This window comes from Pseudacidovorax sp. DMC4 (genome assembly GCF_056314265.1).
Genome location: NZ_JBQUYR010000020.1, coordinates 58,855 through 85,329 on the forward strand (window position 1 = coordinate 58,855; position 26,475 = coordinate 85,329).

20 protein-coding genes and 2 tRNA genes are annotated in these 26,475 nt (G+C 67.8%); 3 read left to right on the forward strand and 19 right to left on the reverse strand.

What is annotated here, in order from left to right; genetic code table 11:
- Window positions 1–19: 19 nt before the first annotated feature.
- The 3 genes from ACT54X_RS27115 to ACT54X_RS27125 are packed head-to-tail and all read left to right on the forward strand — an operon-like array spanning window position 20 to window position 2,573.
- The gene (locus tag ACT54X_RS27115; RefSeq protein WP_294375924.1) at window positions 20–445 is read left to right on the forward strand and encodes a hypothetical protein; all 426 of its coding nucleotides are present in this window, start codon (window positions 20–22) and stop codon (window positions 443–445) included.
- Window positions 382–1,629 (forward strand): phospholipase A, encoded by a 1,248-nt coding sequence (locus tag ACT54X_RS27120; RefSeq protein WP_294375920.1) that lies wholly within the window; start codon window positions 382–384, stop codon window positions 1,627–1,629. Before ACT54X_RS27115 ends, ACT54X_RS27120 begins: the two co-directional genes overlap by 64 nt.
- The gene (locus ACT54X_RS27125; RefSeq protein ID WP_294375918.1) at window positions 1,629–2,573 is read left to right on the forward strand and encodes a patatin-like phospholipase family protein; all 945 of its coding nucleotides are present in this window, start codon (window positions 1,629–1,631) and stop codon (window positions 2,571–2,573) included. The genes ACT54X_RS27120 and ACT54X_RS27125 overlap by 1 nt, the downstream gene beginning before the upstream one ends.
- Window positions 2,574–2,667: 94 nt before the next feature.
- Here ACT54X_RS27125 and ACT54X_RS27130 read toward each other — a convergent pair whose 3' ends face one another.
- The 19 genes from ACT54X_RS27130 to ACT54X_RS27220 form a co-directional block, all read right to left on the reverse strand.
- The gene (locus tag ACT54X_RS27130; protein ID WP_294375915.1) at window positions 2,668–4,695 is read right to left on the reverse strand and encodes a hybrid sensor histidine kinase/response regulator; all 2,028 of its coding nucleotides are present in this window, start codon (window positions 4,693–4,695) and stop codon (window positions 2,668–2,670) included.
- Window positions 4,688–5,146, reverse strand: coding sequence for a response regulator (locus tag ACT54X_RS27135; protein ID WP_017758603.1), 459 nt, complete (start codon window positions 5,144–5,146; stop codon window positions 4,688–4,690). Before ACT54X_RS27135 ends, ACT54X_RS27130 begins: the two co-directional genes overlap by 8 nt.
- A complete protein-coding gene (locus tag ACT54X_RS27140; RefSeq protein ID WP_294375905.1) occupies window positions 5,139–7,385 on the reverse strand; it encodes an ATP-binding protein in 2,247 nt (748 codons plus the stop codon). Before ACT54X_RS27140 ends, ACT54X_RS27135 begins: the two co-directional genes overlap by 8 nt.
- A 712-nt stretch (window positions 7,386–8,097) precedes the next feature.
- Window positions 8,098–8,173 (reverse strand) — tRNA-Phe (locus ACT54X_RS27145).
- A gap of 41 nt (window positions 8,174–8,214) precedes the next feature.
- On the reverse strand, window positions 8,215–8,913 hold the full coding sequence (locus tag ACT54X_RS27150) for a response regulator (RefSeq protein ID WP_234197927.1): 699 nt from the start codon (window positions 8,911–8,913) through the stop codon (window positions 8,215–8,217).
- A 40-nt stretch (window positions 8,914–8,953) separates the two neighbouring features.
- Window positions 8,954–11,266 (reverse strand): sensor histidine kinase, encoded by a 2,313-nt coding sequence (locus ACT54X_RS27155; RefSeq protein ID WP_294375806.1) that lies wholly within the window; start codon window positions 11,264–11,266, stop codon window positions 8,954–8,956.
- Window positions 11,263–11,883 carry a DUF4390 domain-containing protein gene (locus ACT54X_RS27160; protein ID WP_294375803.1) on the reverse strand — a complete coding sequence of 207 codons (621 nt, stop codon included), beginning with the start codon at window positions 11,881–11,883 and terminating at the stop codon, window positions 11,263–11,265. The genes ACT54X_RS27155 and ACT54X_RS27160 overlap by 4 nt, the downstream gene beginning before the upstream one ends.
- On the reverse strand, window positions 11,864–13,222 hold the full coding sequence (gene rsmB, locus ACT54X_RS27165) for a 16S rRNA (cytosine(967)-C(5))-methyltransferase RsmB (protein ID WP_294375801.1): 1,359 nt from the start codon (window positions 13,220–13,222) through the stop codon (window positions 11,864–11,866). Before rsmB ends, ACT54X_RS27160 begins: the two co-directional genes overlap by 20 nt.
- A 97-nt stretch (window positions 13,223–13,319) precedes the next feature.
- On the reverse strand, window positions 13,320–13,874 hold the full coding sequence (locus ACT54X_RS27170) for a LemA family protein (RefSeq protein ID WP_294375798.1): 555 nt from the start codon (window positions 13,872–13,874) through the stop codon (window positions 13,320–13,322).
- 140 nt (window positions 13,875–14,014) lie between these two features.
- Window positions 14,015–18,250 carry a DNA-directed RNA polymerase subunit beta' gene (gene rpoC, locus ACT54X_RS27175; RefSeq protein WP_294375795.1) on the reverse strand — a complete coding sequence of 1,412 codons (4,236 nt, stop codon included), beginning with the start codon at window positions 18,248–18,250 and terminating at the stop codon, window positions 14,015–14,017.
- A gap of 19 nt (window positions 18,251–18,269) precedes the next feature.
- Window positions 18,270–22,394 carry a DNA-directed RNA polymerase subunit beta gene (gene rpoB, locus ACT54X_RS27180; protein ID WP_234197933.1) on the reverse strand — a complete coding sequence of 1,375 codons (4,125 nt, stop codon included), beginning with the start codon at window positions 22,392–22,394 and terminating at the stop codon, window positions 18,270–18,272.
- Window positions 22,395–22,646: 252 nt separating this feature from the next.
- Window positions 22,647–23,021: a 50S ribosomal protein L7/L12 gene (gene rplL, locus ACT54X_RS27185; RefSeq protein WP_017762045.1), complete on the reverse strand. Its 375-nt coding sequence runs from the start codon at window positions 23,019–23,021 to the stop codon at window positions 22,647–22,649.
- Between the two features lie 47 nt (window positions 23,022–23,068).
- Window positions 23,069–23,596, reverse strand: a complete 528-nt coding sequence (rplJ, locus tag ACT54X_RS27190) for a 50S ribosomal protein L10 (protein WP_476349654.1) — start codon at window positions 23,594–23,596, stop codon at window positions 23,069–23,071.
- Window positions 23,597–23,854: 258 nt separating this feature from the next.
- A complete protein-coding gene (gene rplA / locus ACT54X_RS27195; protein ID WP_017762043.1) occupies window positions 23,855–24,553 on the reverse strand; it encodes a 50S ribosomal protein L1 in 699 nt (232 codons plus the stop codon).
- Between the two features lies 1 nt (window position 24,554).
- Window positions 24,555–24,986, reverse strand: coding sequence for a 50S ribosomal protein L11 (gene rplK, locus ACT54X_RS27200; RefSeq protein WP_017762042.1), 432 nt, complete (start codon window positions 24,984–24,986; stop codon window positions 24,555–24,557).
- A 146-nt stretch (window positions 24,987–25,132) separates the two neighbouring features.
- Entirely contained in the window at window positions 25,133–25,717 is a 585-nt protein-coding gene (nusG, locus tag ACT54X_RS27205; RefSeq protein WP_234197934.1) for a transcription termination/antitermination protein NusG, read from the reverse strand.
- Window positions 25,717–26,100: a preprotein translocase subunit SecE gene (gene secE / locus ACT54X_RS27210; RefSeq protein WP_017762040.1), complete on the reverse strand. Its 384-nt coding sequence runs from the start codon at window positions 26,098–26,100 to the stop codon at window positions 25,717–25,719. The genes nusG and secE overlap by 1 nt, the downstream gene beginning before the upstream one ends.
- Window positions 26,101–26,259: 159 nt before the next feature.
- Window positions 26,260–26,335 (reverse strand) — tRNA-Trp (locus ACT54X_RS27215).
- Window positions 26,336–26,398: 63 nt separating this feature from the next.
- Window positions 26,399–26,475, reverse strand: a 77-nt coding sequence (locus ACT54X_RS27220) for an EF-Tu C-terminal domain-related protein (protein WP_201785588.1), incomplete at its 5' end; no start/stop codon positions are given.

Genomic DNA, 26,475 nt, shown 5'->3' on the forward strand with positions numbered 1-26,475 from the left:
ACCGCCCCAAGGAGCCGCGATGCGCCTGCTGCCCTCTCTGCTGATCGCGCTGGCCGCCGCCGGCTGCGCGGGCACCCGCGTGCCGCCCGGCTGTCCGGCCACGGCCAGCGACATGAAGCCCTCGGACCTCTATGGCTGGTGGGATGCGCGCTTCCAGAACGACGCGGCGCCCGCTGACGTCGAATTGCGCCCGCATCCGGAATACGCGGGCAGCGTGCGTGGCACCATCGCCAGGGCCGGCTCCCCGCTGGCCCAGCTGGCCGGCGACATCAATGCCGACGGCCAGTTCAGCCTCGACGAATCCCGGGACGGCCGCACGATCAGCGCGGTCTGGACCACAGACCTGCAGCCCGCCTCGTGCGGCAAGGAGTTCACTGGAACATGGCGCAACACCGCCACCGAGCAGAGCGTGCCCGTCGTTCTGCGCAAACGCCCCTCACCCTGAGCTTCCTGACGCTGGCTGCCCTGGCCAGTCCGTTCGCAGTCCAGGCCCAGACACGCGCGCTGGCACAGGCCGCCCCCGCACCGGGCCTTCCGCCCAGCCCGCTGGCGGACGCCCAACTCACCTGGCAGCAGTGCGCGCGCCTTTCCGCCGACAACGCCGCCCGGCTGGCCTGCTTCGACCGCTGGGCCCTGCAGCAGCAGACACCTGCCGCCACGCTGCCACCGGCCCCGCCCGCGCTCGCCTCTGCGCAGCCGCCGGACGCACCGGCCGTGGACAAACCCGTGGACGTGGCCCAGCCCGCCACGCGCGTGATCGCCGTGGCCGACACCGAAGGCTGCCGCGACCGCCAGTACTCAGCGCTCTCGCGCTTTTGGGAGCTGGAGGAAGGCAGTAGCTGCGGCACCTTCACCTTCCGCGGCTACCGGCCGCTGAACGTGTCGATCTCCACCGCCGACGGCCGGCCGCAGACGCCCACCTCGCCCGCCGAGGGGCACACCGGCACGGCCATGGCCTACCAGCCCAGCGAGATGCGCATCGGGCTTTCGGTGCGCACCAAGCTGGCCGAGGGCCTGCTCACGCGTGGCGACCCGCTGCGCCGCGATTCGCTGTGGTTCGGCTACACGCAGCAGTCGACCTGGCAGGTCTTCAACTCGGACCTGTCGCGACCCTTCCGCACCACGGACCATGAGCCCGAGCTCATGTACGCCTACCCGCTGGACCTGAGCCTGCCCGGCGGCTGGCGCTGGCGCTATGCGGGCCTGGGGCTGGTGCACCAGTCCAACGGTCAGAGCCTGCCGCTGTCGCGCAGCTGGAACCGCGTCTACCTGATGGGCGGCGTGGAGCTGGACAACCGATTCGCCATCACCGCCCGCGTGTGGCACCGCGTGCACGAAAGCGCGGCCGACGACGACAACCCCGACATCACCAGCTACCTGGGCCACAGCGAGATCATCGGCACCTGGAACGTGGACCCGGTCAACACGCTGCGCGGCACCGCACGCGGGCTCATCGGCGGCAGCGGCAAGGGCTCGGTGCGACTCGAATGGCTGCGCGCCATCGGCGATCCGGCCAAGAGCGACCTGCGCTTCCATGTGCAGCTGTTCCACGGCTACGGCGACACGCTGGTGGACTACAACCGCAAGCGCACCGTCCTGTCCGTCGGCCTGAGCCTCGTGGACTTCTGATGCCGCGGCGGCCCCGCATCGGCCTGGCACTGGGCAGCGGCTCGGCGCGAGGCTGGTCGCACATCGGGGTGATCCGCACGCTGGAAGAGGCCGGCTACGCGCCCGACGTGGTGTGCGGCACCTCCATCGGCGCACTGGTGGGTGCCATCTATGCGGCCGGCCGGCTCGACTGGCTCGAAGACTGGGTGCGCAAGCTCACGTGGTCGGGCACGGTGGCCATGCTGGACCTCAAGATGGGCGGCGGGCTGATCGAGGGCGGCAAGCTGCTGAAGTTCTTCCGCGAGCATTCGCAGGACCCCGACTTCGCCGACCTGCCCAAGGCCTTCGGCTGCGTGGCCACCGAGCTGGCGACCGGCCGCGAGGTGTGGCTGCGCGAAGGGCCGGTGATCGATGCGGTGCGTGCCTCGATGGCCCTGCCGGGTCTGTTCACGCCGACCCAGCAGGAGGACCGCCTGCTGGTGGACGGCGGGCTGGTCAACCCGATCCCGGTGTCGCTGTGCCGCGCCATGGGCGCCGACCTGGTGATCGCCGTGGACCTCAACTGGGACCTGATCGGCCGGCGCAACCGCACCGCCTCCACCGATGGGATGGCCGTGGCCGAGCTGCCCAAGGCCGGTGTGCTGGCCACGGTACTCGGCAAACTGCGGCCGGCGCCGCGTGCGCCCGCAGGCGGCGGCACAGAGATGCCCTCGCTGCTGGACGTGCTGGGCACCAGTCTCAACATCATGCAGGTGCGCATCACCCAGAGCCGCATGGCCGGCGAGCCGGCGGACGTGATGGTGCGTCCGCGTCTGTCGGACATTGCGGCGATGGACTTCCACCGCGCCGCCGCCGCCATTGCAGAGGGCGAGCGCGCCGCCCGGCAGGTGCTGCCGCTGCTCGCCGACCTGGCGGTGCCGCTCAAGGATGGCGGCAGCCTGCCGCCGGTGACCGTCCAGGGCTGACGAACACTGAAGGACGACGGAGGCTGGCGGCCGGCCGGCCCGCACGTCGCGCGGCGCCGCTGGCCCATCCAGGCCTGGCGCGGCCCAGCGTCGCTCAGGCCGCGCTGCGCAACGCGGCCTGCAGTGTCTCGTGCACCGCCTCCGGGTCCGCCGGCTTGATCAGGTGTGCGGCAAAGCCGGCGGCCTGCGTGCGCTGGCGGTCGATGGGACTGCCGTAGCCGCTCAGCGCCACCACGGGCAGCCGGGCACCGAGGGCGCGGCCGATCTCCACGCCGCTGCCATCGGGCAGGCCCAGGTCGGTCAGCACGATGTCGAATTCCTTCTGCGCAGCGCAGGCCAGGCCTTCGGCCACCGAGGCGGCGTGGGTGATGGCATAGCCGTAGTCCTGCAGGAAGAGCATCAGCAACTCGGCCGCCTGGACGTTGTCCTCCACCATGAGCACCCGGGCGCCCTGGGCAGCGGCCGGGGCCGGCGGCAGAGTGGGCGCGGCACGCAGGGGCTGGGTCTCCTCGCGATCGGCCAGCGGCAGGCGCATCTCGAAGGTGGCCCCCTGGCCGGGCCCGGCGCTGGTGGCGGTGAGCATGCCCCCGTGCTCGATGACCAGGTGCCGCGCAATGGCCAGGCCCAGGCCCAGCCCGCCGAACTGGCGTGCGACCTCGCGGTCGGCCTGCTCGAAGGCCTTGAAGATGCGCTCCAGCGCGTCGGGCGCGATTCCGATGCCGTGGTCGACCACGCGCACGACGAAATGCCCGTCATGCACCTCGGACTCCAGCCGGATGGTGGCGCCGGCCGGACTGAACTTGATGGCGTTGCGCAGCAGGTTGGCGATCACCTGCTTGATGCGCGCCGCATCGGCCCGCACCCAGGCCCCCTCGGCCACGCCCCGCACGCCGAGCTTGAGCTTCTTGTCGGCCAGTGCGCCGCGCATCATCTCGCCCACCTCGGCGGGAAGCGATGCCGCGTCCAGCCGGTCGGCGCGCAGGCTCAGCTTGCCGCTGGTGATGGTGGAGACGTCCAGCAGGTCGTCGATGAGGCGGGCCTCCAGCTCGACGTTGCGGCGGATGCCGGGGATCAGGTCCTTGTGGCGCTCAGGCACGGTGGCCAGTCGCTGCAGCAGCTGGGCGGCGAAGGAGATGGCGGCCAGCGGATTGCGCAGCTCGTGCGAGACGATGGCCAGAAAGCGGTCCTTGGCCTCGTTGGCGCGGGCCATTTCTTCCTGCGCCGCCTCGGCCTGGGCGACGGCGGCGCGCAGGGCCTCGGCATTGCGATGCTCGGCGGTGCGGTCGCGGATGATCAGGCAGTAGCGCACGCGGCTGGTGGCCACGGGCGGCGGCGCGGCCGAGGCCTCGGCATCCAGGCAGGCGACGACCACATCGGCCCAGCAGGGCTCGCCGCGCAGGGGCTGCAGCCACAGCTGCGCGTTGAAGCTGCCGCCCGCGCAGCTGGCGTGCAGCCACTCCATGGGCTGCGGCCCTTCGCGACTCGTGAGAAATTCATGCAGACCGCGGCCCAGGGCCTCCGACTCGGCCGAGCCGAAGATCTGGCGCGCACCCAGGTTCCAGCGCAGCACGCGCGCCTGGGCATCCAGCAGCACCACCGCATAGTCCGCCAGCGAATCGACCAGGCGGCCGAAGAGCAGGTCGTTGTCCTGCAGGGCGCGCTCGGCGCGCACCCGCCCGTCGCGCACCGCCACCTCGCGCAGCGCGCGGTCCACCACCATCGGCAGGCGCGAGAGGCGGCCCTTGCTCACATAGTCGGTGGCGCCCTGGCGCAGCAGTTCGACCGCGTTGTCCTCGCCGATGACGCCCGAGACGAAGACGAAGGGCACCTGCGGCGTGAGGCTGCGCGCCAGCTCCAGCGCCTGCTGGCCGGAATAGCCGGGCAGCTCGAAGTCCGACAGGATGAGCTCGAAGCGCTCCTGCCGCAGCGCCTCGGCATAGCCGGATTCGTCACGCACCGTGGTGACCTTCGCATGCGGATACGCGCGCAGCAGTGCCTGCATCAGCAACTCGGTGTCGAAGACCGAGTCCTCCAGCATCAGCACACGAAGGCGTGCGGCTCCATTGCCGGCCGGCGTCGCCCGGGATGCCGAGTCCACGCCGGCGGCCGCCCGTTCACTCATAGCGGCGCGAGGTCTTGACCGAGCCGGGCGGCGGCTCGTTGAGCACCGCCCAGAACACGCCCAGGTCGGCGATGGCCGAGACGAACTGCTTGAAGTCCACCGGCTTGACCACGTAGGCATTGACGCCCAGCTCGTAGCTGCGCAGCACGTCGGACTCCTGCTGCGAGGAGGTGAGCATCACCACCGGCACGCTACGCAGGCTGGGATTGGCGCGCACCTGCTCCAGCACCTCCAGGCCGTCCACCTTGGGCAGCTTGAGGTCCAGCAGGATGACCGCCGGATTGCCCGTGCCGCGGTCGGCGAACTCGCCTTCCTGGTTGAGGTAGGCCAGCGCCTGGGCGCCGTCGCGCACGGTGATGACCTCGTTGGCCAGCTGGCTGCGTTCGAGCGCCATGAGGGTGAGTTCGAGGTCCCGCTTGTCGTCCTCGACCAGCAAGATGGGCTTAAGCATGCAGTTCTCCGAGCGCGTCCTGTGCGAGACCGGGGTGATGGGGGGGGAGCACGAAGCCGAAGCGGGCGCCGCGTCCGGGCTCGCCCTGCGCCCAGACCCGGCCGCCATGACGTTCGACGATGCGCTTGACGTTGGCCAGGCCGATGCCGGTGCCCTCGAATTCTTCCGCGGAATGCAAGCGCTGGAACACGCCGAAGAGCTTGCCCACGTACTTCATTTCGAAGCCGACGCCATTGTCCTCGACCTCGATGCCGCTGCCGTCCGCCTCGCGGATGGCACGCACCTGGATCACCGCCGGGCTGGCACCGCGGGTGTACTTGAGCGCATTGGCCAGCAGGTTGCGGGTGGCCACCTGCAGCAGCAGCGGGTCGGCCTCCAGCACGGGCAAGGGGGCGTCCACCTTCCACTGCACGCCGCGGGCGGCATCGCCGCGCGAGAGCTCGTGGATCAGCCCCTCGATCAGGTCCGCCATCTTGACCGGCCGCAGCTTGAGCGCCGTGCGGCCCATGCGCGAGAAGTCGAGCAGCGCGTCGACCAGCTCGCCCGCGAAGGCCGCTGCGTCCTTGACGTTGGAGAGGTAGCGCAGCGCGCGCTCGGACAACTGCCGCCCTTCCATGTCGACCACCAGGTCCACGAAGCCCGCGATGTGGCGCATGGGCGCGCGCAGGTCGTGCGAGACGGTGTACGAGAAGGCCTCCAGCTCGCGGTTGACACGGCTGAGCTCCGTGGCCACCGCGGCCATCTCCTCGGCGCGCCGAAGCACGATGCCGATGAGCGCCTGGCGCAGTTCGTCGGCCGCGGCGCGCTCCTCCGCCGTCCAGGGCAGGCTGCGGCCGCGGATCTTCTGCGCCCAGCTGGAGAAGCTGCGCCGCGGATGGATGCGGCCGTCCTCCGGCCGCACTTCCTTGCGCGGATCGCCCGCCCAGGTGATGGTGCGCACATGCTCGGGCCGGAACCACAGCACCAGGTGGCGGTGCACCTGCGAGATCGACACCGCCAGGCAGCCGGCGACCTCCTGTCCCGCCGCCCAGGACGGCACCGTGTGCGGGCTCAGGGCATCGTTGGCATAGACCGGCTCTTCCAGGCCGGCGATCCAGCTGGCCAGGGCCAGGACCTCTGACTTGGGCGGCGTCTCGCCGGTGGTCCAGACCTCGTCGTCAAGCACCACGGCCGCACCGGCCGCGCGCGCCAGCCGCAGCAGCGGCGCCGGCTCGGCCAGCAGGCGCTGCAGGCTGGCATCGCTGTCGGACAGGTGGGAGACGATCTCCAGGATCAGCTTGCGCAGTTCCAGCCGCTGGGCCGCCGAGGCATTGCTTTCCTTGGCCTGGATCTGCAGCGACACCAGCCGTCCGAGGTGTTCGCAGGCCAGGCGCGTGGTGGGCGCCAGGTGGCGCGGCTGATGGTTGTGGCAGGAGATCAGGCCCCACAGGCGCCCCTGCACCACCAGCGACACCGACATCGACGCCAGCGTGCCCATGTTGCGCATGTACTCGAGGTGCACCGGCGAGACGCTGCGCAGGCCCGACTGCGACAGGTCCACCGGCCGCTCGTCGCCCGGCCCGATCAGCGGCACCGGCGTGTAGTTGGCGTCGGGGATGATGCGGAAGTGGTTGAGCGTGTACAGCTCGCGCGCCTGCGCCGGGATGTCGGAGGCCGGGAAATGGTGGCCCGTGTAGCGCTCGTAGCCGTCGTCGGCCACCTCGGCCAGCACGCGGCCGTCGTTGTTCTCGTCGAAGCGGTAGAGCAGGCAGCGGCCGAAGCCGCTGAGCTGCTTCATCTCGGCGACGGCCAGCACAGCCAGTTCCTCGATGTCGTCCACGGCCTGCAGCCGCGGCATGAAGGCGCGTGCCACCGTGTAGATGGAGGTGCTTCCGTGGGCGGGCTCTTCCTGCGGCGGCTCGAACTCCACGATGAGCCGGCCATCGCGGGCATGGGCCGAGGCGTGCATGTGGCCGCCCTCGCCCACCGCGAAGCTGCCCAGCGGCACGGGGAAGGCCTGCTCCGGGAGCGCCTGCAGCCCGCGGGCCAGCAGCTCGGCCACGGCCGCATGGCGCTCATGCTCCGGCCAATTGGCACTCCATGCGGACTGCCGGCCGGTGGCGATGTCGATCACCAGCAGCCGGCCATGCGGCTGGATGGCGCCGGGAATGCGGATCGGCTCGTCCTCGCAGCGCGCCAGGTCGGCGGACTCCGGACCCGGGTTTGGCGTGAGCGCGGGAGAGGCAGGGGGCGAAGTCATGCGGATGGATGGGCGCGCTCACAGCGAAGGTGGCAGACCGGGGAATCGGGGGCGGACAAAAGGTGGTGGAGCTTCTCAGCTTTTGCGGGGCGGCCTTGTAGGCATAGGCCGACACGCGACAGCGATTCCTGGAACACCACACCCGACGGACGATTCCAAGCGGGTCGAGCGCCCATCGATGACAGCCGCCGGAAGGCCAGCCATTCATCGCGCAGAGGCAGGGCGCGGGCAGCGGCCCGGGCAGCCCTTGGGGACAACAGCAGGCGCCGATGCGATACCGGAACAGCCCCAAAAAGGCCTCCCGAAGGAGACCCGAAAAACAGGGCGATGCCGTCCGAAGAAGGCGAGGGAGGAAAGATTGCGCCCTGCCGGTTCGTCCACGCCGAAGCGCACGTCGAGCGTCGCCCCCCCCGGGGACGCCTCGGGTTCCGCGGCGCCTTCCGTACTGGAGCAGCGGCACCGTATGCCAGGGCCTCGGGACCACGGCTTGGGGCACACCCCAATCGCAGGTGGCCCGTGTGCGGGATTGCGCATTTCGGGCCACCGCCTCGCTCGAGGCGCCCGTGTCACGCTCGCCGCACGGCCGAATGCGCCAAGGTCGCCGGCGGCACCGGCGGCCAGCACGCTCGGTGCGCCACGGCTTCAGCCTCCTGATCGGGCCGCACGAGGGCATGAAAAAAGCCCCTGACCGTGGGATCAGGGGCTTTGGATTTGGTGGCCTGGGGCGGAATCGAACCACCGACACGCGGATTTTCAATCCGCTGCTCTACCAACTGAGCTACCGGGCCTAGAGGCTTACCTGTGCATTGAACATCAGGCGAGCCTCAGATTATAGCGCAGGTTTCTTCCCTTTGGACAAGTCCACACCCAATTGTTTGAGTTTTCTGTAGAGATGGGTCCGCTCCAGCCCGGTCTTCTCGGCAACGCGGGTCATCGAGCCGCTTTCCATGGCAAGGTGGAACTCGAAGTAGGCCTTCTCGAAGGCATCGCGCACTTCCCGCAGCGGGCGGTCCAGGTCGAAGGTCTGCCGGGCTTGCGGCCCCGGATCGGGTGCCGCCGGATGCAGCACCGCCAGGATGGGAGGGACGGCGGCCGCCACGGGGCTGCTGGCTGGCACGGCGCTCACCGGCTGCTGCACTGGCGAGGCGACGGCGCGGCGCCCCTCGTCGCGCATGAGGCCCTTCTCGACCTCCTTGAGCAGCTTCTGCAGCGTGATGGGCTTTTCGAGGAAGGCGGCCGCGCCGATGCGCGTGGCCTCGACGGCGGTGTCGATGGTGGCGTGGCCGCTCATCATGATCACTGGCATGTTCAGCAGGCCTGCCGCCGACCATTCCTTGAGCAGCGTGACACCGTCGGTGTCGGGCATCCAGATGTCGAGCAGCACCAGGTCGGGACGCTCGCGCTGCCGCGCTGCGCGGGCGGCGGAGGCGTTTTCGGCCAGTTCGACGTTATGCCCTTCGTCGTTGAGGATCTCGGACAGCAGGTCGCGAATGCCCAGTTCGTCGTCGACCACCAGGATGTTTGCCATGAATGCGAAGGGTTCTCTTGCTTGCTGCGGCCTGCGGCGCTCAGGCAGGCGATGAGGCCGCGGAGGCCGTGTTGCCGCCCGAGGGTGCGACAGCGATGGCAAATGATAGCGACACTTGTGCACCGGCCACTGTGCCATCGACCATGCGATTGGACAGGTCGACGCGTGCACCATGTTCGTCGGCAATCTTCTTGACCACGGCCAGGCCCAGGCCCGTGCCCTTGCTCTTGGTCGTCACGTAGGGCTCGAAGGCACGCTGGAGGATGTTCTCCGCGAAGCCGTGGCCACCGTCCTGCACCACGAGGCGCACCCGCTGGCCCGAGTCGGCAAGCCGCGTGCGCAGCAGTACCGGCGACGTGCGATGCGCGGCCTCGGTGGCGTCCTGCGCGTTCTGGAGCAGGTTGTGGATCACCTGGCGCAGCTGCTGCGCATCACCGCGGATGGGCGGACAGCGGGGATCCAGCTCCGTCTGCACCGGCACGCCGGCATGTTCGGCGGCGTACAGGTGCAGCACGTCGGTCACCAGGGCATTGAGGTCCAGCGGCTTGAGTTCGGCGGCGGGTAGCCGCGCGTAGTCGCGGAATTCGTTCACCAGCCGCTTCATCGCGTCGACCTGCTCGACGATGGTCCTCACGGACTTGTGCAGCACCGCCGCTTCAGGGGGCGCCACCTTGCCGGTGAGCTTGAGTTCGAGCCGCTCGGCCGACAGCTGGATGGGCGTGAGCGGGTTCTTGATCTCGTGCGCCAGCCGACGTGCCACCTCACCCCAGGCCTGGCTTCGCTGCGCCGAGACGATCTCGGAGATGTCGTCGAACACCAGCAGGCGGGCCGCTCCCGGCAGTTGTGCGCCGCGGGCGACGATGTTGACGGCATTGCGCTCCACGCCCGTGCCCATGGCGTGCAGCTCGTAGGCATGCTGCCAGTGGTCGAGGCCATGCTGGCGCGCATCGGCTTCGAGTTCATCGAACTGGCGCTGCACGGCCAGCCCGAATTCGGCCAGACCCGGCACCTCCGCCAGCGGGCGCCCTTCGTAGGCTGCGAGCGGCGCCCGCAGCACGCGGGTGGCGCCTGGGTTGGTCGACAGCACCGTGCCGGCCACGTCCAGCACGATGACGCCCGACGTGAGGTTGTCGAGGATGGTCTGCAGATTGGCGCGGGCCGCATCGAGCTGCTTCATGCTCTGCTCGACGGCCGCGCGGGCCTCTGCCAACTGCTGCGTCATCTCGGCGAAGGAGCGGGTGAGGCCGCCCAGTTCGTCGCGTGCCCGCGAGACCTGCGTCGGCCGCAGGTCGCCGGCAGCCACCTGGCGCACGCCCTCGGCCAGCACCAGCAACGGCCGGGCCAGCTGGTTGCCGAAGAGCACCGCGAGCAGCACGGCCCCGAAGACGGCCAGGAACAGGCACAGCGTGAGCGTGCCGATGTACATGCGACGCAGGCCGTCGCGGGCCAGGGCGCGCTCCTGGTACTCGCGGTTGGCCTCCTGCACCGCCAGGGCGTTGGCGACGATGGCTGGCGGCAGTGGCTGAACGATCTGCAGGAAGCGCGGCTCGTTCAGCTCGAAGCCGGGTCGCGGCACGAGCGCCATGGCCTTGACCACCGCCCGCGAGGACGCCGCCGATGCCGTCGCAGCCGCCTCGGCGGTCTCGTCGAGCCCTTCGATGCGCGCCGTGGCGCGGTCGGCGCGCACCTGCCGCAGCTGCTGCGGGCTGGGCCGCTCGGGACTCAGCTCGAAGCGCAGCGACCCCGCGCTGGCCACCAGTTGACCGGTGGAGGACCACACCTGCACGCTGTTGGCGCCCAACTGCTCGCGCAGCCGGTCCAGCGCCACGGGCAATGCCGTCTCGGGCGTGTTGGCCAGCTGGTTGCCCGCGGTACGGGCCTTGGCCGCCAAGTCGTCCGACAGGGAATCGAGCGTGGCCCGGCCGAGGTTGAGGCCCGCATCGAGTGCGCCCTCGACCTTCACGTCGAACCAGCTCTCGATGGAGCGGGCGACGAACTGGTAGGAGACGGCATACACCAGGATGCCGGGCACCACCCCGACGAGCGCGAAGATCGCCGCGAGCTTGATCAGCAGGCGGCTGCCGAACTTGCCCTGACGGAGCCGGCGCGTCAGGCGGAAGCCCACCCACACCAACACCAGCATGAGCAGCGAGGCCACGACCACGTTGACGGCAAAGAGCCGCGCATAGTTCTGCTCGTAGAGGGCGCGGTTGTTGGTGGACTGGGCCAGCAGGAACATCAGCACCAGGCCCAGCGCCGTGATGGCGGCCGCCGCCACCCCCACGCCCCATCGCCGCGCGCGCGAGCGCCGGCGGGGCGGGTTGCCCAGGCCGCCGGGCTGCGTCTGGGTCATCGCGCCGGCTCCAGCGGCAGTCGCGTGCTGCGCTCCACCGACACGTTCCACTCGGACTGGCCCACCAGCCCGATCTGGAAGGGCCGGGGCAACTGGGAGGTGTCGAGCCGGAAGCGGAACACCACCGGGTGCGAGCCCCCCTCGCCGATCTCGCCGGCATCTGCCAGACGCAGGCGGCCGATGCGGCGCACCGCGTCCAGGGCTTCGTCCAGGGTGTCGAAATGCTGCCCGAGCACGACGCTCGACGCGAGCGGCGTGATGGGCGTGGGCGACACATTGAGGCGCCAGCGGCGCATGAGCGGCTGGTAGGCGAGCCGCATGTAGCGGGCGGCCTGCCCGATGCGCTGATCGGTCCAGTACCAGCGTTCGCGGAAGAGCTCGGCCTCGGCCACGAAATGCAGGGCGATGCCCTTGTCCAGCACATCGGACACCGCCGCCGGCAACTCGAAGCGCACCGCGGCGCTCAGGTAGATGCCGTCGTCGGTCGCCTCGAGGCGCAATTGCGTGAGCTCGGCGCGCGTCTGCTGGGCGAAGGCAGGCACGACGGCCAGCATGCCCGCCCCGAGCACGCCCGCCAGGAGCTGCCGCCGCCCCGGCTCAGGAGGCGTGCTTTTCAAGCAGGGCGTAGAAGAATCCGTCGTGCTCACCCAATGCATTGTCCGGGAGGCCACGGGGGCCGGCACCACCTTGGGGCAGCAAATGGCCGGGGGACGGCAGCAGGCGGGCGTTGGTGTTGTGTGCAAGAAACGCGTCGATCTGGCGCGAGCCTTCCTCACGGAACACCGAACAGGTGCAATACAGCAGCCGGCCGCCGACTCGGACCAGCGGCCACAGCGCGGCCAGCAACATCGCCTGCTGCAGTGCAAGTTGCTCCACGTCGCTCTCGCGCCGCAGCCAGCGCACATCGGGATGGCGGCGCACGATGCCCGAGGCCGTGCAGGGGGCATCGAGCAGGATGCCGTCGTAGGGTTGTCCGTCCCACCAGCTTTCGGGGCGGGCCGCATCGGCCACCCGGACATCGGCCTGCAGGCCCAGGCGGGCCAGGTTCTCGTCGATGCGCCGGGCGCGTTGGGGATCGATCTCCAGCGCCGTGACCTGAACCGGCACGGCGGCGGCACGTTCGAGCAGATGCGCCGTCTTGCCGCCCGGCGCGGCGCAGGCATCGAGCACCTGCAGCGCCGGACCGGCCGGTTTGAGGCCTTCGAGCAGCAGCGGCGCGGCCAGTTGGGCCGCCGCGTCCTGCACCGAGAACTCGCCGACCTCGAAGCCGGGCAGTTGCTGGACGGGGCGCGCCTCGCGCAGCTCCAGCCCCTGCTCCGCGACCTTGCGGGCCGGCAGTTGCAGGGCCGCCAGTGCGGGCAGGTAGCGGGCGACCGAGGTTCTGCGTGCATTGATGCGCAGCGTCAGGGGCGCCGGGCCGTTGTCGGCCATGAGCACGCGCTGCCAGGCCTGGGGATGGTCGCGGCGCAGCCGCTCGATCCACCAACGGGGATGGTTCCACTGGGCCACGGGCTCCCGCTCGGTGGCGGCGACCAGTTCGTCGCGCTCGCGCAGGAAGCGGCGCAGGCAGGCATTGATGAAGCTGGCCTGCGCGCGGGTGTGGGGCTGGCGCTTGGCGGCTTCGACGGTCTGGTCGACCAGCGTGAACGGCTCGTAAGGTGCACGCTCGGGGTCCCACGCCAGGGCCAGCGCCGTGCACAGCAGGGCGTCCGCGGCCGGCGGCGGGGTGCGCTTGGCCAAGTGGCGCCGCAGCGCCTCGCCACGGCCCAGCCAGCGCATGGTCTGGAAGGCGATCGCCTGCACACCGGGGCGCAGGCCAGGCTCGACCTCGTCGAGCGCCGCCGTGCCGGACGTGCCGCCACGGACGGCCGCGAGCACGCCGGCCACCAGCTGGAGCTGGCGCCACAGCGGAGGCCCAAGAGGGGCGGAAGGGGAAATGGGATCTCCGACGGACATCGGTGTGGGACAGGAAGACGGCGATGGTAATGGGTGCCCGTGCGCTGCCCAGGCAGCGCTCCGGCGGAAGACGGCGGCGCCCTGCACCCGAGACGAGTCAGACCAGCGGTGCCGCCACCTTGAAGCGGGCCAGCCAGGCCACCAGGATGGCCGGGAACTGGCGAACCGCCGCGTTGTACTGCGTCACCGCGGCATTGAACTGGGCCTGCGCCACTTCGACATGGGTGGGCGGCAGCGGCCATGCCGTGCCGGCAAGCAAATCGCCGGCCAGCAGGGCCGGCAGGGCCTGGCCCGCGGCCTGGGCATGCTGGTGCCAGGCCGCCGCCCAGGCCCGCACGGCAGTCGCCAGCGCGGCCATGGTGGGGGCATGCAACGGCCGAAGCCGGGCCGTACCCAGCGAGGTCGCCAGCTGTCCGCAGGCGCCACGCAGCGTGGCATCCAGGCCCCGCTGGACTTCGTCGGCAGACGCCGGCGCCTGGGCGAGGAGTGCCTGCACATGCTGCACCTGCGCCATCAGCGCGGCATCGAGCTGCGCATAGGCCTGAACGGCCGTCGAACGCAGGCGCACGAGCCGGTTGTGGGCACCGACATACCAGAACACGCCGATGGCGATCACGCCCCAGCTGGTCAGCGAACTGGCCCAGCCGTTCATGGCGAACCCCCGGCGGTCGGTGAATGAAGAAACGCCCTCGCGCCGATGAGGGCGGGAGGGCGTCGGGACGCGATCATGGAAGCGATGCGGTCGTCTTGCGCGGCAGGCGCATGGCCCTGCGGGGCCATGCGCGTCACGGCTTATTCGCCAGCCGGGGCTTCGCCCGCGTCGGCCGTGGCGTCGGCCGATTCGTCCGAGGTGGAGGCGGCCAGTTCGGCGGCTTCCGCATCGGCGATGGCGCGGCGCTCGGCCTCGTCCATGGCTTCCTTGGCCTTGCGGGCCTGGTGGTACGCCAGGCCGGTGCCTGCGGGAATCAGGCGGCCGACGATGACGTTTTCCTTCAGGCCACGCAGCTCGTCGCGCTTGCCCATGATGGCCGCTTCGGTCAGCACGCGCGTCGTCTCCTGGAAGGAGGCCGCGGAGATGAACGAGTCGGTGGACAGCGAGGCCTTGGTGATGCCCAGCAGCAGGTTGCTGTAGACCGCCGGGATCTTGCCTTCGCGCTGGAGACGCTCGTTGGTGTTGAGGATCTCCGAACGCTCGACCTGCTCGCCCTGGATGTAGCCGGACTCGCCGGCGTTCTCGACCACGACGCGGCGCAGCATCTGGCGAACGATCACCTCGATGTGCTTGTCGTTGATCTTCACACCCTGCAGGCGGTACACGTCCTGGACCTCGTCCACGATGTAGCGGGCCAGTTCTTCGGAACCCAGCAGGCGCAGGATGTCCTGCGGATCGGCCGGGCCGTCGACCACGACTTCGCCCTTGTTCACCACCTGGCCTTCGTGCACCAGGATGTTCTTCTCCTTGGGCACGAGTTCTTCCCAGACCTTGCCTTCGGGGTCGGTGATCTGCAGGCGGATCTTGCCCTTGGTCTCCTTGCCGAAGGAAATGGTGCCGGTCATCTCGGCCAGCAGGCCCTTGTCCTTGGGCGAGCGGGCTTCGAACAGCTCGGCCACGCGGGGCAGACCGCCCGTGATGTCACGGGTCTTCTGGCCTTCGACCGGGATGCGGGCCAGCACTTCGCCGGGGCCCACGTCCTGACCGTCGCGCACCTGGATCAGCGCGCCCACCTGGAAGCCGATGGCCACCGAGTGGTCGGTGCCCGGGATCTTGACTTCCTGGCCCTGCGCGTCGAGCAGCTTGACCAGCGGACGCACCACCTTGGCGGCGCCGCGGCGCTTCGGATCGATCACCACCAGCGTGGACAGGCCGGTCACTTCGTCGACCTGCTTGGCCACAGTGACGCCCTCTTCCACGTTCTCGAACTTCGTCTGGCCGGCGAATTCCGTGATGATGGGTCGGGTCAGCGGATCCCAGTTGGCCAGGATCGTGCCAGCCTTGATCTGCTGGTCGGCCTTGATCGTCAGCGTCGCGCCATACGGCACCTTGTGACGCTCGCGCTCGCGGCCGTGCTCGTCCTGGATGATGATCTCGCCCGAACGGGCAATCACCACCAGCTCGCCCTTGGAGTTGGTCACGTAGCGCATCGTGGCGTTGAAGCCGATGATGCCGTTCGACTTGGCTTCCACGCTCGAGGCGATGGCGGCGCGCGAGGCGGCACCACCGATGTGGAAGGTCCGCATCGTCAGCTGCGTGCCGGGTTCGCCGATCGACTGGGCGGCGATCACGCCCACCGCTTCGCCGATGTTCACCAGGCCACCGCGGCCCAGGTCGCGGCCGTAGCACTTGGCGCACAGACCGTAGCGGGTGGCGCAGGTCAGCGCGGTGCGCACCTTCACCTCGTCCACGCCGGCGGCTTCGAGCACCTCGATGACGTCCTCGTCCAGCATCTCGCCGGCCTTGACCAGCACGCTGCGGTTTTCGGGATGCAGCACGTCGTCGGCCGTGGTGCGGCCGAGGATTCGGTCGCGCAGCGACTCGATCACTTCGCCGCCTTCCACGATGGCGCGCATCGCGGTGCCGTCGCTGGTGCCGCAATCCGGATCGGTCACGACCAGATCCTGCGTCACGTCCACCAGACGGCGGGTCAGGTAACCCGAGTTGGCCGTCTTCAGGGCCGTGTCGGCCAGACCCTTACGGGCACCGTGCGTGGAGATGAAGTACTCCAGCACGTTCAGGCCTTCGCGGAAGTTGGCCGTGATGGGCGTCTCGATGATCGAGCCGTCCGGCTTGGCCATCAGGCCCCGCATGCCGGCCACCTGGCGGATCTGGGCGGCGGAACCCCGCGCGCCCGAGTCGGCCATCATGTAGATGGAGTTGAAGGACTCCTGGTCCACTTCCTTGCCATGGCGGTCGGTGACCTTCTGCTTGGACAGCTGGGCCATCATCACCTTGGACACGGCGTCACCCGCGCGGCCCCAGATGTCCACGACCTTGTTGTAGCGCTCGCCGGCCGTGACCAGACCCGAGACGTACTGCTGCTCGATCTCCTTCACCTCGCGCGAGGCGTCGTCGATGATCTTTTCCTTCTCCGGCGGCACCAGCATGTCGTCGATGGCGATCGAGATGCCGGCCTTGGTCGCGAGGCGGAAGCCGTTCTGCAGCAGCTTGTCGGCGAAGACCACCGTCTCCTTCAGGCCGCAGCGGCGGAAGGAGGCGTTGATCAGCTTGGAGATCTCCTTCTTCTTCAGCGCCTTGTTGATGTTGCTGAAGGGCAGGCCCTTGGGCAGGATCTCCGACAGCAGCGCGCGGCCGACGGTCGTGTCCACCAGGGAGGTCGAGGGTTCGAACTCGCCGGTGTCCTTGTCCTTGTTCCACTCGGTGATGCGTACCGCCACCTTGGCGGTGAGCTCGACCTGGCCGGCGTCCAGCGCGCGCTGCACTTCACCGATGTCGGAGAAGATCAGGCCCTCGCCCTTGCCGTTGATGCGATCGCGGGTGGTGTAGTACAGGCCCAGCACCACGTCCTGCGAAGGCACGATGGAGGGCTCGCCCGAGGCCGGGAACAGCACGTTGTTGGAGGCGAGCATCAGCGTGCGGGCTTCCACCTGCGCCTCGACCGACAGCGGCACGTGGACGGCCATCTGGTCGCCGTCGAAGTCGGCGTTGAAGGCGGCGCAGACCAGCGGGTGCAGCTGGATGGCCTTGCCTTCGATCAGGATCGGCTCGAAGGCCTGGATGCCCAGGCGGTGCAGCGTGGGGGCGCGGTTCAGCAGGACGGGGTGCTCCTTGATCACCTCTTCCAGGATGTCCCACACCACCGGCGTGCCGGCTTCGACTTCCTTCTTGGCCGCCTTGATCGTCGTCGCGATGCCCATGGCTTCGAGACGCGAGAAGATGAAGGGCTTGAACAGTTCGAGCGCCATCAGCTTGGGCAGGCCGCACTGGTGCAGCTTGAGCGTCGGGCCCACCACGATGACCGAACGGCCCGAGTAGTCGACGCGCTTGCCCAGCAGGTTCTGGCGGAAGCGGCCGCTCTTGCCCTTGATCATGTCGGCCAGCGACTTGAGCGCGCGCTTGTTGGCGCCCGTCATGGCCTTGCCACGGCGGCCGTTGTCCAGCAGCGAATCCACGGCTTCCTGCAGCATCCGCTTCTCGTTGCGCGCGATGATTTCCGGAGCCTTCAGCTCCAGCAGGCGGCGCAGACGCGAGTTGCGGTTGATGACGCGGCGGTACAGGTCGTTCAGGTCGGAGGTCGCGAAGCGGCCACCGTCCAGCGGCACCAGCGGACGCAGGTCCGGCGGCAGCACGGGCAGCACGTCCAGCACCATCCACTCGGGCTTGATGCCCGACTTGCGGAAGGCCTCGAGCACCTTCAGGCGCTTGGAGTTCTTCTTGACCTTGACTTCGGAGCCGGTCAGGTCGCCGCGCAGGCGTTCGATCTCGGTGTCGAGCTCGATCGATTGCAGCAGGTCCTTGATGCCTTCGGCGCCCATCTTGGCGATGAACTCGTCACCGTATTCGGTGCGCTTGGCCTCGTAGTCGTCCTCGGTCATGATGCCGAACTTCTTCAGCGGGGTCATGCCGGGGTCGACGATCACATAGGCTTCGAAGTACAGCACGCGCTCGATGTCGCGCAGCGTCATGTCGAGCACCAGGCCCAGACGCGACGGCAGCGACTTCAGGAACCAGATGTGGGCGCAGGGCGCGGCCAGGTCGATGTGGCCCATGCGCTCGCGGCGCACCTTGGTCTGCGTGACTTCGACGCCGCACTTCTCGCAGATGACGCCGCGGTGCTTCAGGCGCTTGTACTTGCCGCACAGGCACTCGTAGTCCTTGATGGGCCCGAAGATCTTGGCGCAGAACAGGCCGTCGCGCTCGGGCTTGAAGGTGCGGTAATTGATGGTCTCGGGCTTCTTCACCTCGCCGAAGGACCACGAACGGATCTTCTCGGGCGAAGCCATGCCGATCTTGATGGCATCGAAATGCTCATCCGGCGTGAACTGCTTGAACAGGTCGAGTAGCGATTTCATGTGACTCTTTCCCTTTCAATTACGAGCGCTCGAGCTCGATGTCGAGACCCAGCGAGCGGATTTCCTTGACCAGCACGTTGAACGATTCCGGCATGCCGGCCTCGATGGCGTGTTCGCCCTTGACGATGTTCTCGTAGACCTTGGTACGGCCCTGGACGTCGTCGGACTTCACGGTGAGCATTTCCTGCAGCACGTAGGAGGCGCCATAGGCTTCCAGCGCCCACACTTCCATCTCACCGAAGCGCTGGCCGCCGAACTGGGCCTTGCCGCCCAGCGGCTGCTGCGTGACGAGCGAGTACGGGCCCGTGGAGCGGGCGTGCATCTTGTCGTCGACCAAGTGGTGCAGCTTCAGGAAGTGCATGTAGCCGACGGTCACGGGACGGTCGAAGCGATCGCCGGTGCGGCCGTCGTAGAGGTAGGCCTGGGTACGGCTGTCGGTCAGGCCCTTGAGCTTGGCGATGTCGTCCGGGAAGGCCAGCTTCAGCATCGCGCGGATGTCCTCTTCGGTCGCGCCGTCGAACACCGGGGTGGCGAAGGACACACCGTTTTGCAGGTTGTGCGCCATCTCCACGATGTCGGTGTCGCTCAGGGCGTCCAGGTTCTCCTTGCGGCCGGTGCTGTTGTAGAACTGCTCCAGGAACTGGCGCAGCTCCGCCACCTTGGCCTGCGTCTGCAGCAGGTCGCCGATACGCTGGCCGATGCCCTTGCCGGCCCAGCCCAGGTGCACTTCCAGCACCTGGCCCACGTTCATCCGCGAGGGCACGCCCAGCGGGTTCAGGCAGATGTCGCACGGCGTGCCGTCGGCCATGTGGGGCATGTCCTCGACCGGAACGATCTTGGACACCACGCCCTTGTTGCCGTGGCGGCCGGCCATCTTGTCACCGGGCTGCAGGCGGCGCTTGACGGCCAGGTACACCTTGACCATCTTGAGCACGCCCGCGGGCAGCTCGTCGCCCTGCGTGAGCTTCTTGCGCTTCTCTTCGAAGGCCAGGTCGAAGCTGTGGCGGGTCTGCTCCAGCGAGTTCTTGATCGACTCCAGCTGCATGGCGACCTCGTCCTCGGCGGGACGGATGTCGAACCAGTGGAACTTCTCGACCGAGGACAGGTAGGCCTTGTCCAGCTTGGTGCCCTTGGCCAGCTTGTTCGGGCCGCCATTGGCGACGCGGCCGGTCAGCAGCTTCTCGATACGGTCGAAGGCGTCGGCCTCGACGATGCGCAGCTGGTCGTTCAGGTCCAGGCGGAAGCGCTTGAGCTCGTCGTCGATGATCTGCTGGGCACGCTTGTCGCGCTGGATGCCTTCACGGGTGAAGACCTGCACGTCGATGACGGTGCCCGAGGAGCCCTGGTCCACGCGCAGCGAGGTGTCCTTCACGTCGGAGGCCTTCTCGCCGAAGATGGCACGCAGGAGCTTCTCTTCCGGCGTCAGCGTGGTCTCGCCCTTGGGCGTGACCTTGCCCACCAGCACGTCGCCGGGGGTGACTTCGGCACCCACGTAGATGATGCCGGACTCGTCCAGGCGGTTGAGCTGCTGCTCGGCCAGGTTCGGGATGTCGCGGGTGATTTCCTCGGCGCCCAGCTTGGTGTCGCGGGCCATGACCACCAGTTCCTCGATGTGGATCGAGGTGTAGCGGTCGTCGGCCACCACGCGTTCGGAGATCAGGATCGAGTCTTCGAAGTTGTAGCCGTTCCACGGCATGAAGCCGATCAGCATGTTCTGGCCCAGGGCCAGCTCACCCAGGTCGGTGGAGGCACCGTCGGCCACCACGTCGCCCTTGGCCAGCTTGTCGCCGCGCTTGACGATCGGACGCTGGTGGATGTTGGTGTTCTGGTTGGAACGCTGGTACTTGATGAGGTTGTAGATGTCCACACCCACCTCGCCGGCCTGCGCTTCGTCGTCGTTGACGCGCACCACGATGCGGGTCGCGTCCACGTAATCGACGATGCCACCGCGCGTGGCCGTCACCACGGTGCCCGAGTCCACGGCCGAGACCCGCTCGATGCCGGTGCCCACGAAGGGCTTCTCGGGACGCAGCACGGGCACGGCCTGACGCTGCATGTTGGCGCCCATCAGTGCGCGGTTCGCGTCATCGTGCTCCAGGAAGGGCACGAGCGATGCAGCCACCGACACGATCTGCGCGGGCGACACGTCCATGTACTGGATGCGGTCGGCGCCGACCAGGATCGATTCGCCCTTCTCGCGGGCCGACACCAGGTCGCCGGTCAGGCGGCCTTCCTCGTCCAGCGCGGCGTTGGCCTGGGCGATGACGTACTTGCCTTCCTCGATGGCCGACAGGTAGTCGATGTCCATCGTGACCTTGCCATCCACCACGCGGCGATACGGCGTCTCGATGAAGCCGTACTCGTTCAGGCGGGCGTACAGGGCCAGCGAGTTGATCAGACCGATGTTCGGGCCTTCCGGCGTCTCGATCGGGCACACGCGGCCGTAGTGCGTGACGTGCACGTCGCGCACTTCGAAGCCGGCGCGTTCGCGCGTCAGACCGCCCGGGCCCAGGGCCGAGACGCGACGCTTGTGCGTGATCTCGGACAGCGGGTTGGTCTGGTCCATGAACTGCGACAGCTGCGAGGCGCCGAAGAATTCCTTCAGGGCGGCCGAGATCGGCTTGCTGTTGATCAGGTCGTGCGGCATGAGCGGCTCTTGCTCGGCCTGGCCCAGACGTTCCTTGACGGCCTTCTCGATGCGAGCGAGGCCGGTGCGGTACTGGTTCTCGGCCAGCTCGCCGACGCAGCGCACGCGGCGGTTGCCCAGGTGGTCGATGTCGTCGACTTCGCCGCGGCCGTTGCGCAGGTCGACCAGGATCTTGACCACGGCGAGGATGTCCTCGTTGGTCAGGACCATCGGGCCCGTGGACTCTTCGCGGCCGATCTTGGCGTTGAACTTCATCCGGCCCACACGCGACAGGTCGTAGGTGTCCGGGTTGTAGAACAGGCGCTGGAACAGGGCCTGCACGGCGTCTTCGGTCGGCGGCTCGCCGGGGCGCATCATGCGGTAGATGGCCACGCGGGCGGCGAACTCGTCGGCCGTCTCGTCGATGCGCAGGGTCTGGCTGATGTAGGCGCCCTGGTCCAGCTCATTCGTGTAGATGCACTGGATCTCCTGCACACCGGCGGTGCGCAGCTTCTTGAGCACGGTCTCGGTCAGCTCGTCGTTGGCCTTGGCCAGCACCTCGCCCGTGTCGGGGTCGATGATGTTGCGGGCCAGCACGCGGCCGACCAGGAAGTCTTCCGGCACGCTGATGTGCGTGGTGCCCGACTGCTCCAGCTCACGGGTGTGGCGGGCCGTGACGCGCTTGTCCTTGGCCACGATCACCTTGCCGGCCTTGTCGGTGATGTCGAAGCGTGCGACTTCGCCGCGCAACCGCTCGGAGACGAACTCCATCTGGCCGCCGCTGTCCATCAGGCGGAAGTTGTCGTTGACGAAGAAGTTCGCCAGGATCGATTCCGGGTTCAGGCCGATGGCCTTCAGCAGGATCGTGACCGGCATCTTGCGGCGGCGGTCGACGCGGAAGTACAGGATGTCCTTCGGGTCGAACTCGAAATCCAGCCAGGAGCCGCGGTAGGGGATCACGCGGGCCGAGAACAGCAGCTTGCCCGAGCTGTGTGTCTTGCCCTTGTCATGCTCGAAGAACACACCGGGGGAGCGGTGCAGCTGCGACACGATCACGCGTTCGGTGCCGTTGATGATGAAGGAGCCCTTGTCGGTCATCAGGGGCACTTCGCCCATGTAGACCTCTTGTTCCTTCACTTCCTTGACCACCTTGGACTGCGAGGTCGAGGACTCGCGGTCGTAGATGATCAGCTGCACCTTGGCGCGCACGGCCGAGGCGAAGGTCAGGCCCCGGGTCTGGCACTCGCGCACGTCGAAGGCGGGCTTGGCCAGGTTGTACTCCAGGAACTTCATCTCCACGAAACCGTTGTGGGAGACGATCGGGAAGGCGGCGTTGAATGCGGCTTGCAGGCCTTCGTCGCTGCGTTTCTGGGGCGCCGAGGCGGCTTGCAGGAAGGCGGTGTAGGCGTCCTTCTGCATCTGCAGAAGGTAGGGAATCTGGACGACGCTGTCGCGGTTGCCGAAGCTTTTGCGGATTCGCTTGCGTTCGGTATAACTGTAGGTCGATGCTTGGGCCATGAGAGCTCCGGGGCTTGAGATCATCAGCGACTAGGGTCAGCAACGCGCGGGCGTTCCTGCTTGGCGGCTGGCCACTACCAGCCGATGGCGGACGGCGATGCATTGCACATCGCCCGAACCAAGAGTCCTTCTGCAGTCGGGGTCAGAAGACACTCGAAAGCCACCGCATCGATGCGGCTTTCGGGTGCGCTCTGAAAGCGGCAAAGGCTGGAAGGCCCGCGAGGGCACTTCCAGCCTCCAGAGGGGCCTGAATTACTTCAGTTCCACCTTGGCGCCGGCTTCTTCCAGCTTCTTCTTGGCGGCTTCGGCGTCGGCCTTGGCCAGGCCTTCCTTCACGGCCTTGGGAGCGGCTTCCACCAGGTCCTTGGCTTCCTTCAGGCCCAGGCCGGTGATTTCGCGCACGGCCTTGATGACCGACACCTTGTTCGCGCCGGCTTCGGTCAGCACGACGTTGAACTCGGTCTTCTCTTCGGCGGCCGGAGCGGCAGCGGCGCCACCGGCGGCCGGAGCGGCCATTGCAGCGGCGCTCACGCCGAACTTCTCTTCGATGGCCTTGACCAGGTCGTTGAGCTCGAGGACCGTCATGCTGTCCAGAGCGGTCAGGAATGCGTCTTTATCGAATGCCATGTTGATTTCCTAAAACAGATTGGGTTGATTGCCGCGCGATCAATGGATCAGGCCGCGGCGGCCTCGGCTGCAGGTTCTTCTGCAGCGCCTTCGCCACGCTTGGCCGCCAGGGCACCCAGCACCACGGCGGTGCGGGAAATCGGCGACATCAGCAAGCCGCACAGCTGGGCCAGCAGCACTTCCTTGGTAGGAATGTTGGCCAGTTGCTTCACGCCTTCCGCATCCAGGGCCTTGCCACCGAAAGCGCCACCGCGAATCACCAACTTGTCGTTGGTCTTCGCGAAGTCGGCCACCACCTTGGCGGCAGCGACGGCGTCTTCGGAGAAGCCATAGATCAGCGGACCGGTCATCTGGTCGCCGACGACTTCGAATGCGCTGCCAGCCACGGCACGGCGAGCCAGCGTGTTCTTCAGAACACTCAGACTCACACCCTTGTCGCGGGCTGCGTTGCGCAGACGGGTCATGTCGGCCACCGTGATGCCACGATATTCCGCCAGGACGAGCGTTTGAGCTTTAGCGGCGAGGCCGGTCACTTCAGCAATGACCGCTTCTTTCTCACTGCGATTCAGACTCAAGGTCTACTCCTTTTCAATGTCGCCCGGTTGCCCGGACGACGCCTTCATGCAGCGACCAACTGTTTCGGAACCGGAATTCCTTGCAGTGGGATCGCCATCTGCGCTGGCCGACTTTCGGTCGATTAAGGCGCCGGGGTTCGCACCCCGGCCGCCGCCAGCGGTCTTGGATGACCCGGAGCCCCTTTCCATAGGAAGAAGGCCCCGGCCCACCACATCCGCCGGGCCGTCCGAGGACAGCCCGGCAAATCACGTTCAGGCTCAGGCCTGGGCGATGGACTGCGTGTCCACGCGCACGCCCACACCCATGGTGGACGACACGGCGACCTTGCGCAGGTACACGCCCTTGCTGGTGGCCGGCTTGGCCTTGTTCAGCGCGTCGATCAGCGCCACCAGGTTGCCCTGGAGCTTGTCGCTGTCGAAGGAGCGGCGGCCGATGGTGCCGTGGATGATGCCGGCCTTGTCGACACGGAACTGCACCTGGCCGGCCTTGGCGTTCTTCACGGCCGTGGCGACGTCGGGGGTCACGGTGCCGACCTTGGGGTTCGGCATCAGGCCGCGCGGGCCCAGGATCTGACCCAGCGTACCGACCACGCGCATCGCGTCAGGGGCAGCGATCACCACGTCGAAGGGCATGTCGCCCGCCTTGACTTGCGCAGCTAGGTCGTCCATGCCGACGATGTCGGCACCAGCGGCCTTGGCTTCCTCGGCCTTGGCGCCCTGGGCGAACACGGCCACGCGCTTGGTCTTGCCGGTGCCGTTGGGCATCACGACGGCACCACGCACCACCTGGTCCGACTTCTTGGCGTCGATGCCCAGCTGCACGGCCACGTCGATGGACTCATCGAACTTGGCGGTGGCATGTTCCTTCACCAGCGCCAGCGCGTCGGCCAGCGGGTACAGCTTGGTGGTCTCGACCTTGCCCTGCAGGGCCTTTGCCTTCTTGGTCAGCTTGGCCATCTCACACGCCCTCCACGTTCACGCCCATCGAGCGGGCCGAGCCGGCGATGGTGCGCACTGCGGCGTCCAGATCGGCGGCGGTCAGATCCTTCATCTTGGCCTTGGCGATCTCCTCGAGCTGAGCGCGGGTGATCTTGCCGACCTTGTCGGTATGCGGCTTGGCCGAGCCCTTGTCCAGCTTGATCGCCTTCTTGATCAGCGTGGTCGCCGGAGGCGTCTTGATGATGAAGGTGAAGCTCTTGTCCGCGAAGGCGGTGATCACCACCGGCAGCGGCAGACCGGGCTCGACGCCCTGGGTCTGGGCGTTGAACGCCTTGCAGAACTCCATGATGTTCAGGCCACGCTGACCCAGCGCGGGACCGATCGGCGGCGAGGGGTTGGCCTTGCCTGCCGGCACTTGCAGCTTGATGAAGCCGACGATTTTCTTCGCCATGCTTGACTCCTTGCGGGTGATAGCGCCACGGATGTTTCCGCGGCTCCCCGGGGTTGCGACTCAGGAAAAAGGCGGACCGCCGAGTCGAAAGGCGCGGACCACCCGAAGCCGCGACTGGCGCTGCCAGCCGCGTTCTTGTCTCTGTCTCAGGTCTTCTCGACCTCGGCGAAGCCGAGTTCCACCGGCGTTGCGCGGCCGAAGATCATCACGGACACGCGCAGCTTGTTCTTTTCGTAGTTGACTTCCTCGACAGTGCCGTTGAAGTCAGTGAACGGGCCTTCCTTGACACGCACCAGCTCGCCCACCATGAACTCCACCTTGTGGCGAGGCTTCTCGGTGCCCTGCTGCATCTGGTTGACAATCTCGTCCACCTCACGCTGCGAGATCGGCGCAGGCCGGTTCTTGGCACCGCCCACGAAGCCCGTCACCTTGCTTGTGTGCTTGACCAGGTGCCAGGTGTCGTCATCCATCACCATCTCGACCAGCACATAGCCAGGGAAAAGCCGGCGCTCCATGGTGCGCTTCTGGCCGTTCTTGACGTCCACCACCTCTTCGCTGGGCACCAAGATGCGGCCGAACTTGCCTTGCATGCCCGCGCGGTTGATGCGCTCGGTGATATTGCGCTCGACGGCCTTCTCCATCCCCGAATAGGCATGGACGACATACCAACGCAGGTCCGGATTGGCCGGCTGCGCCGGGGCGGTGGTGTCGTTGTCGACGGTGTCGTTCATTACTTTTTCCAGCCCAGCAGCAGGTCGTAGAAGAACCACTCCAGGGTCTTGTCCGTCACCCACAGGAACAGCGCCATGATCACCGCAAAGGCGAAGACGTAGGCGGTCATCTGGATGGCTTCCTTGCGCGTCGGCCACACAACCTTGCGCACTTCGCGCCAGGCGTCACGACCAAAGCCGTAAAGACGCTTTCCGCTCTCGGAGACGGCGAAGACGGCCACGGCCGCAGCCATGCCCACCAGCAGCACGCCCCATTGAACCCATGCCCCCTGCCGGGCCAGCATGTAGAACGCCACCAGCGAACCCAGCAGCAGCACCACGGCTGCCGCCAGCTTGGCCTTGTCGGCGCCCGTCTGGACCGTTTCGATTTGAGTTGTGGCCATCTCGGCAAATTCCTGGCCTTGCGGCCTGTATAGACGCCTGTTCGGAAGACGCCGAAGCCCGCCGGAGCGCGGCGGGCTTGAATCTGTTCGTTTTCGCCGAATCGGAGTCGGCTGGATCCGTGCTGTGAGGTTCCGGACCCATCGCCACCCACTAGGAGGTGGCAGGGGCAGTAGGAATCGAACCTACAACCTTCGGTTTTGGAGACCGACGCTCTGCCAATTGAGCTATACCCCTAAGACCTGATCAACAGGCTTCGAGACGCCACCACGACGGTGAGCGTCCCGGAACACCGAATAATTACTCGATGATCTTGGCCACGACGCCGGCGCCGACGGTACGGCCGCCTTCGCGGATGGCGAAGCGCAGACCTTCTT

Coding starts and splice junctions, on each gene's coding strand:
- ACT54X_RS27115 (WP_294375924.1), top strand. CDS start 20: ATGCGCCTGCTGCCCTCTCTGCTGATCGCGCTGGCCGCCGCCGGCTGC.
- ACT54X_RS27120 (WP_294375920.1), top strand. CDS start 382: ATGGCGCAACACCGCCACCGAGCAGAGCGTGCCCGTCGTTCTGCGCAA.
- ACT54X_RS27125 (WP_294375918.1), top strand. CDS start 1,629: ATGCCGCGGCGGCCCCGCATCGGCCTGGCACTGGGCAGCGGCTCGGCG.
- ACT54X_RS27130 (WP_294375915.1), bottom strand. CDS start 4,695: ATGAGTGAACGGGCGGCCGCCGGCGTGGACTCGGCATCCCGGGCGACG.
- ACT54X_RS27135 (WP_017758603.1), bottom strand. CDS start 5,146: ATGCTTAAGCCCATCTTGCTGGTCGAGGACGACAAGCGGGACCTCGAA.
- ACT54X_RS27140 (WP_294375905.1), bottom strand. CDS start 7,385: ATGACTTCGCCCCCTGCCTCTCCCGCGCTCACGCCAAACCCGGGTCCG.
- ACT54X_RS27150 (WP_234197927.1), bottom strand. CDS start 8,913: ATGGCAAACATCCTGGTGGTCGACGACGAACTGGGCATTCGCGACCTG.
- ACT54X_RS27155 (WP_294375806.1), bottom strand. CDS start 11,266: ATGACCCAGACGCAGCCCGGCGGCCTGGGCAACCCGCCCCGCCGGCGC.
- rsmB (WP_294375801.1), bottom strand. CDS start 13,222: ATGTCCGTCGGAGATCCCATTTCCCCTTCCGCCCCTCTTGGGCCTCCG.
- ACT54X_RS27170 (WP_294375798.1), bottom strand. CDS start 13,874: ATGAACGGCTGGGCCAGTTCGCTGACCAGCTGGGGCGTGATCGCCATC.
- rpoC (WP_294375795.1), bottom strand. CDS start 18,250: ATGAAATCGCTACTCGACCTGTTCAAGCAGTTCACGCCGGATGAGCAT.
- rpoB (WP_234197933.1), bottom strand. CDS start 22,394: ATGGCCCAAGCATCGACCTACAGTTATACCGAACGCAAGCGAATCCGC.
- rplL (WP_017762045.1), bottom strand. CDS start 23,021: ATGGCATTCGATAAAGACGCATTCCTGACCGCTCTGGACAGCATGACG.
- rplA (WP_017762043.1), bottom strand. CDS start 24,553: ATGGCCAAGCTGACCAAGAAGGCAAAGGCCCTGCAGGGCAAGGTCGAG.
- rplK (WP_017762042.1), bottom strand. CDS start 24,986: ATGGCGAAGAAAATCGTCGGCTTCATCAAGCTGCAAGTGCCGGCAGGC.
- nusG (WP_234197934.1), bottom strand. CDS start 25,717: ATGAACGACACCGTCGACAACGACACCACCGCCCCGGCGCAGCCGGCC.
- secE (WP_017762040.1), bottom strand. CDS start 26,100: ATGGCCACAACTCAAATCGAAACGGTCCAGACGGGCGCCGACAAGGCC.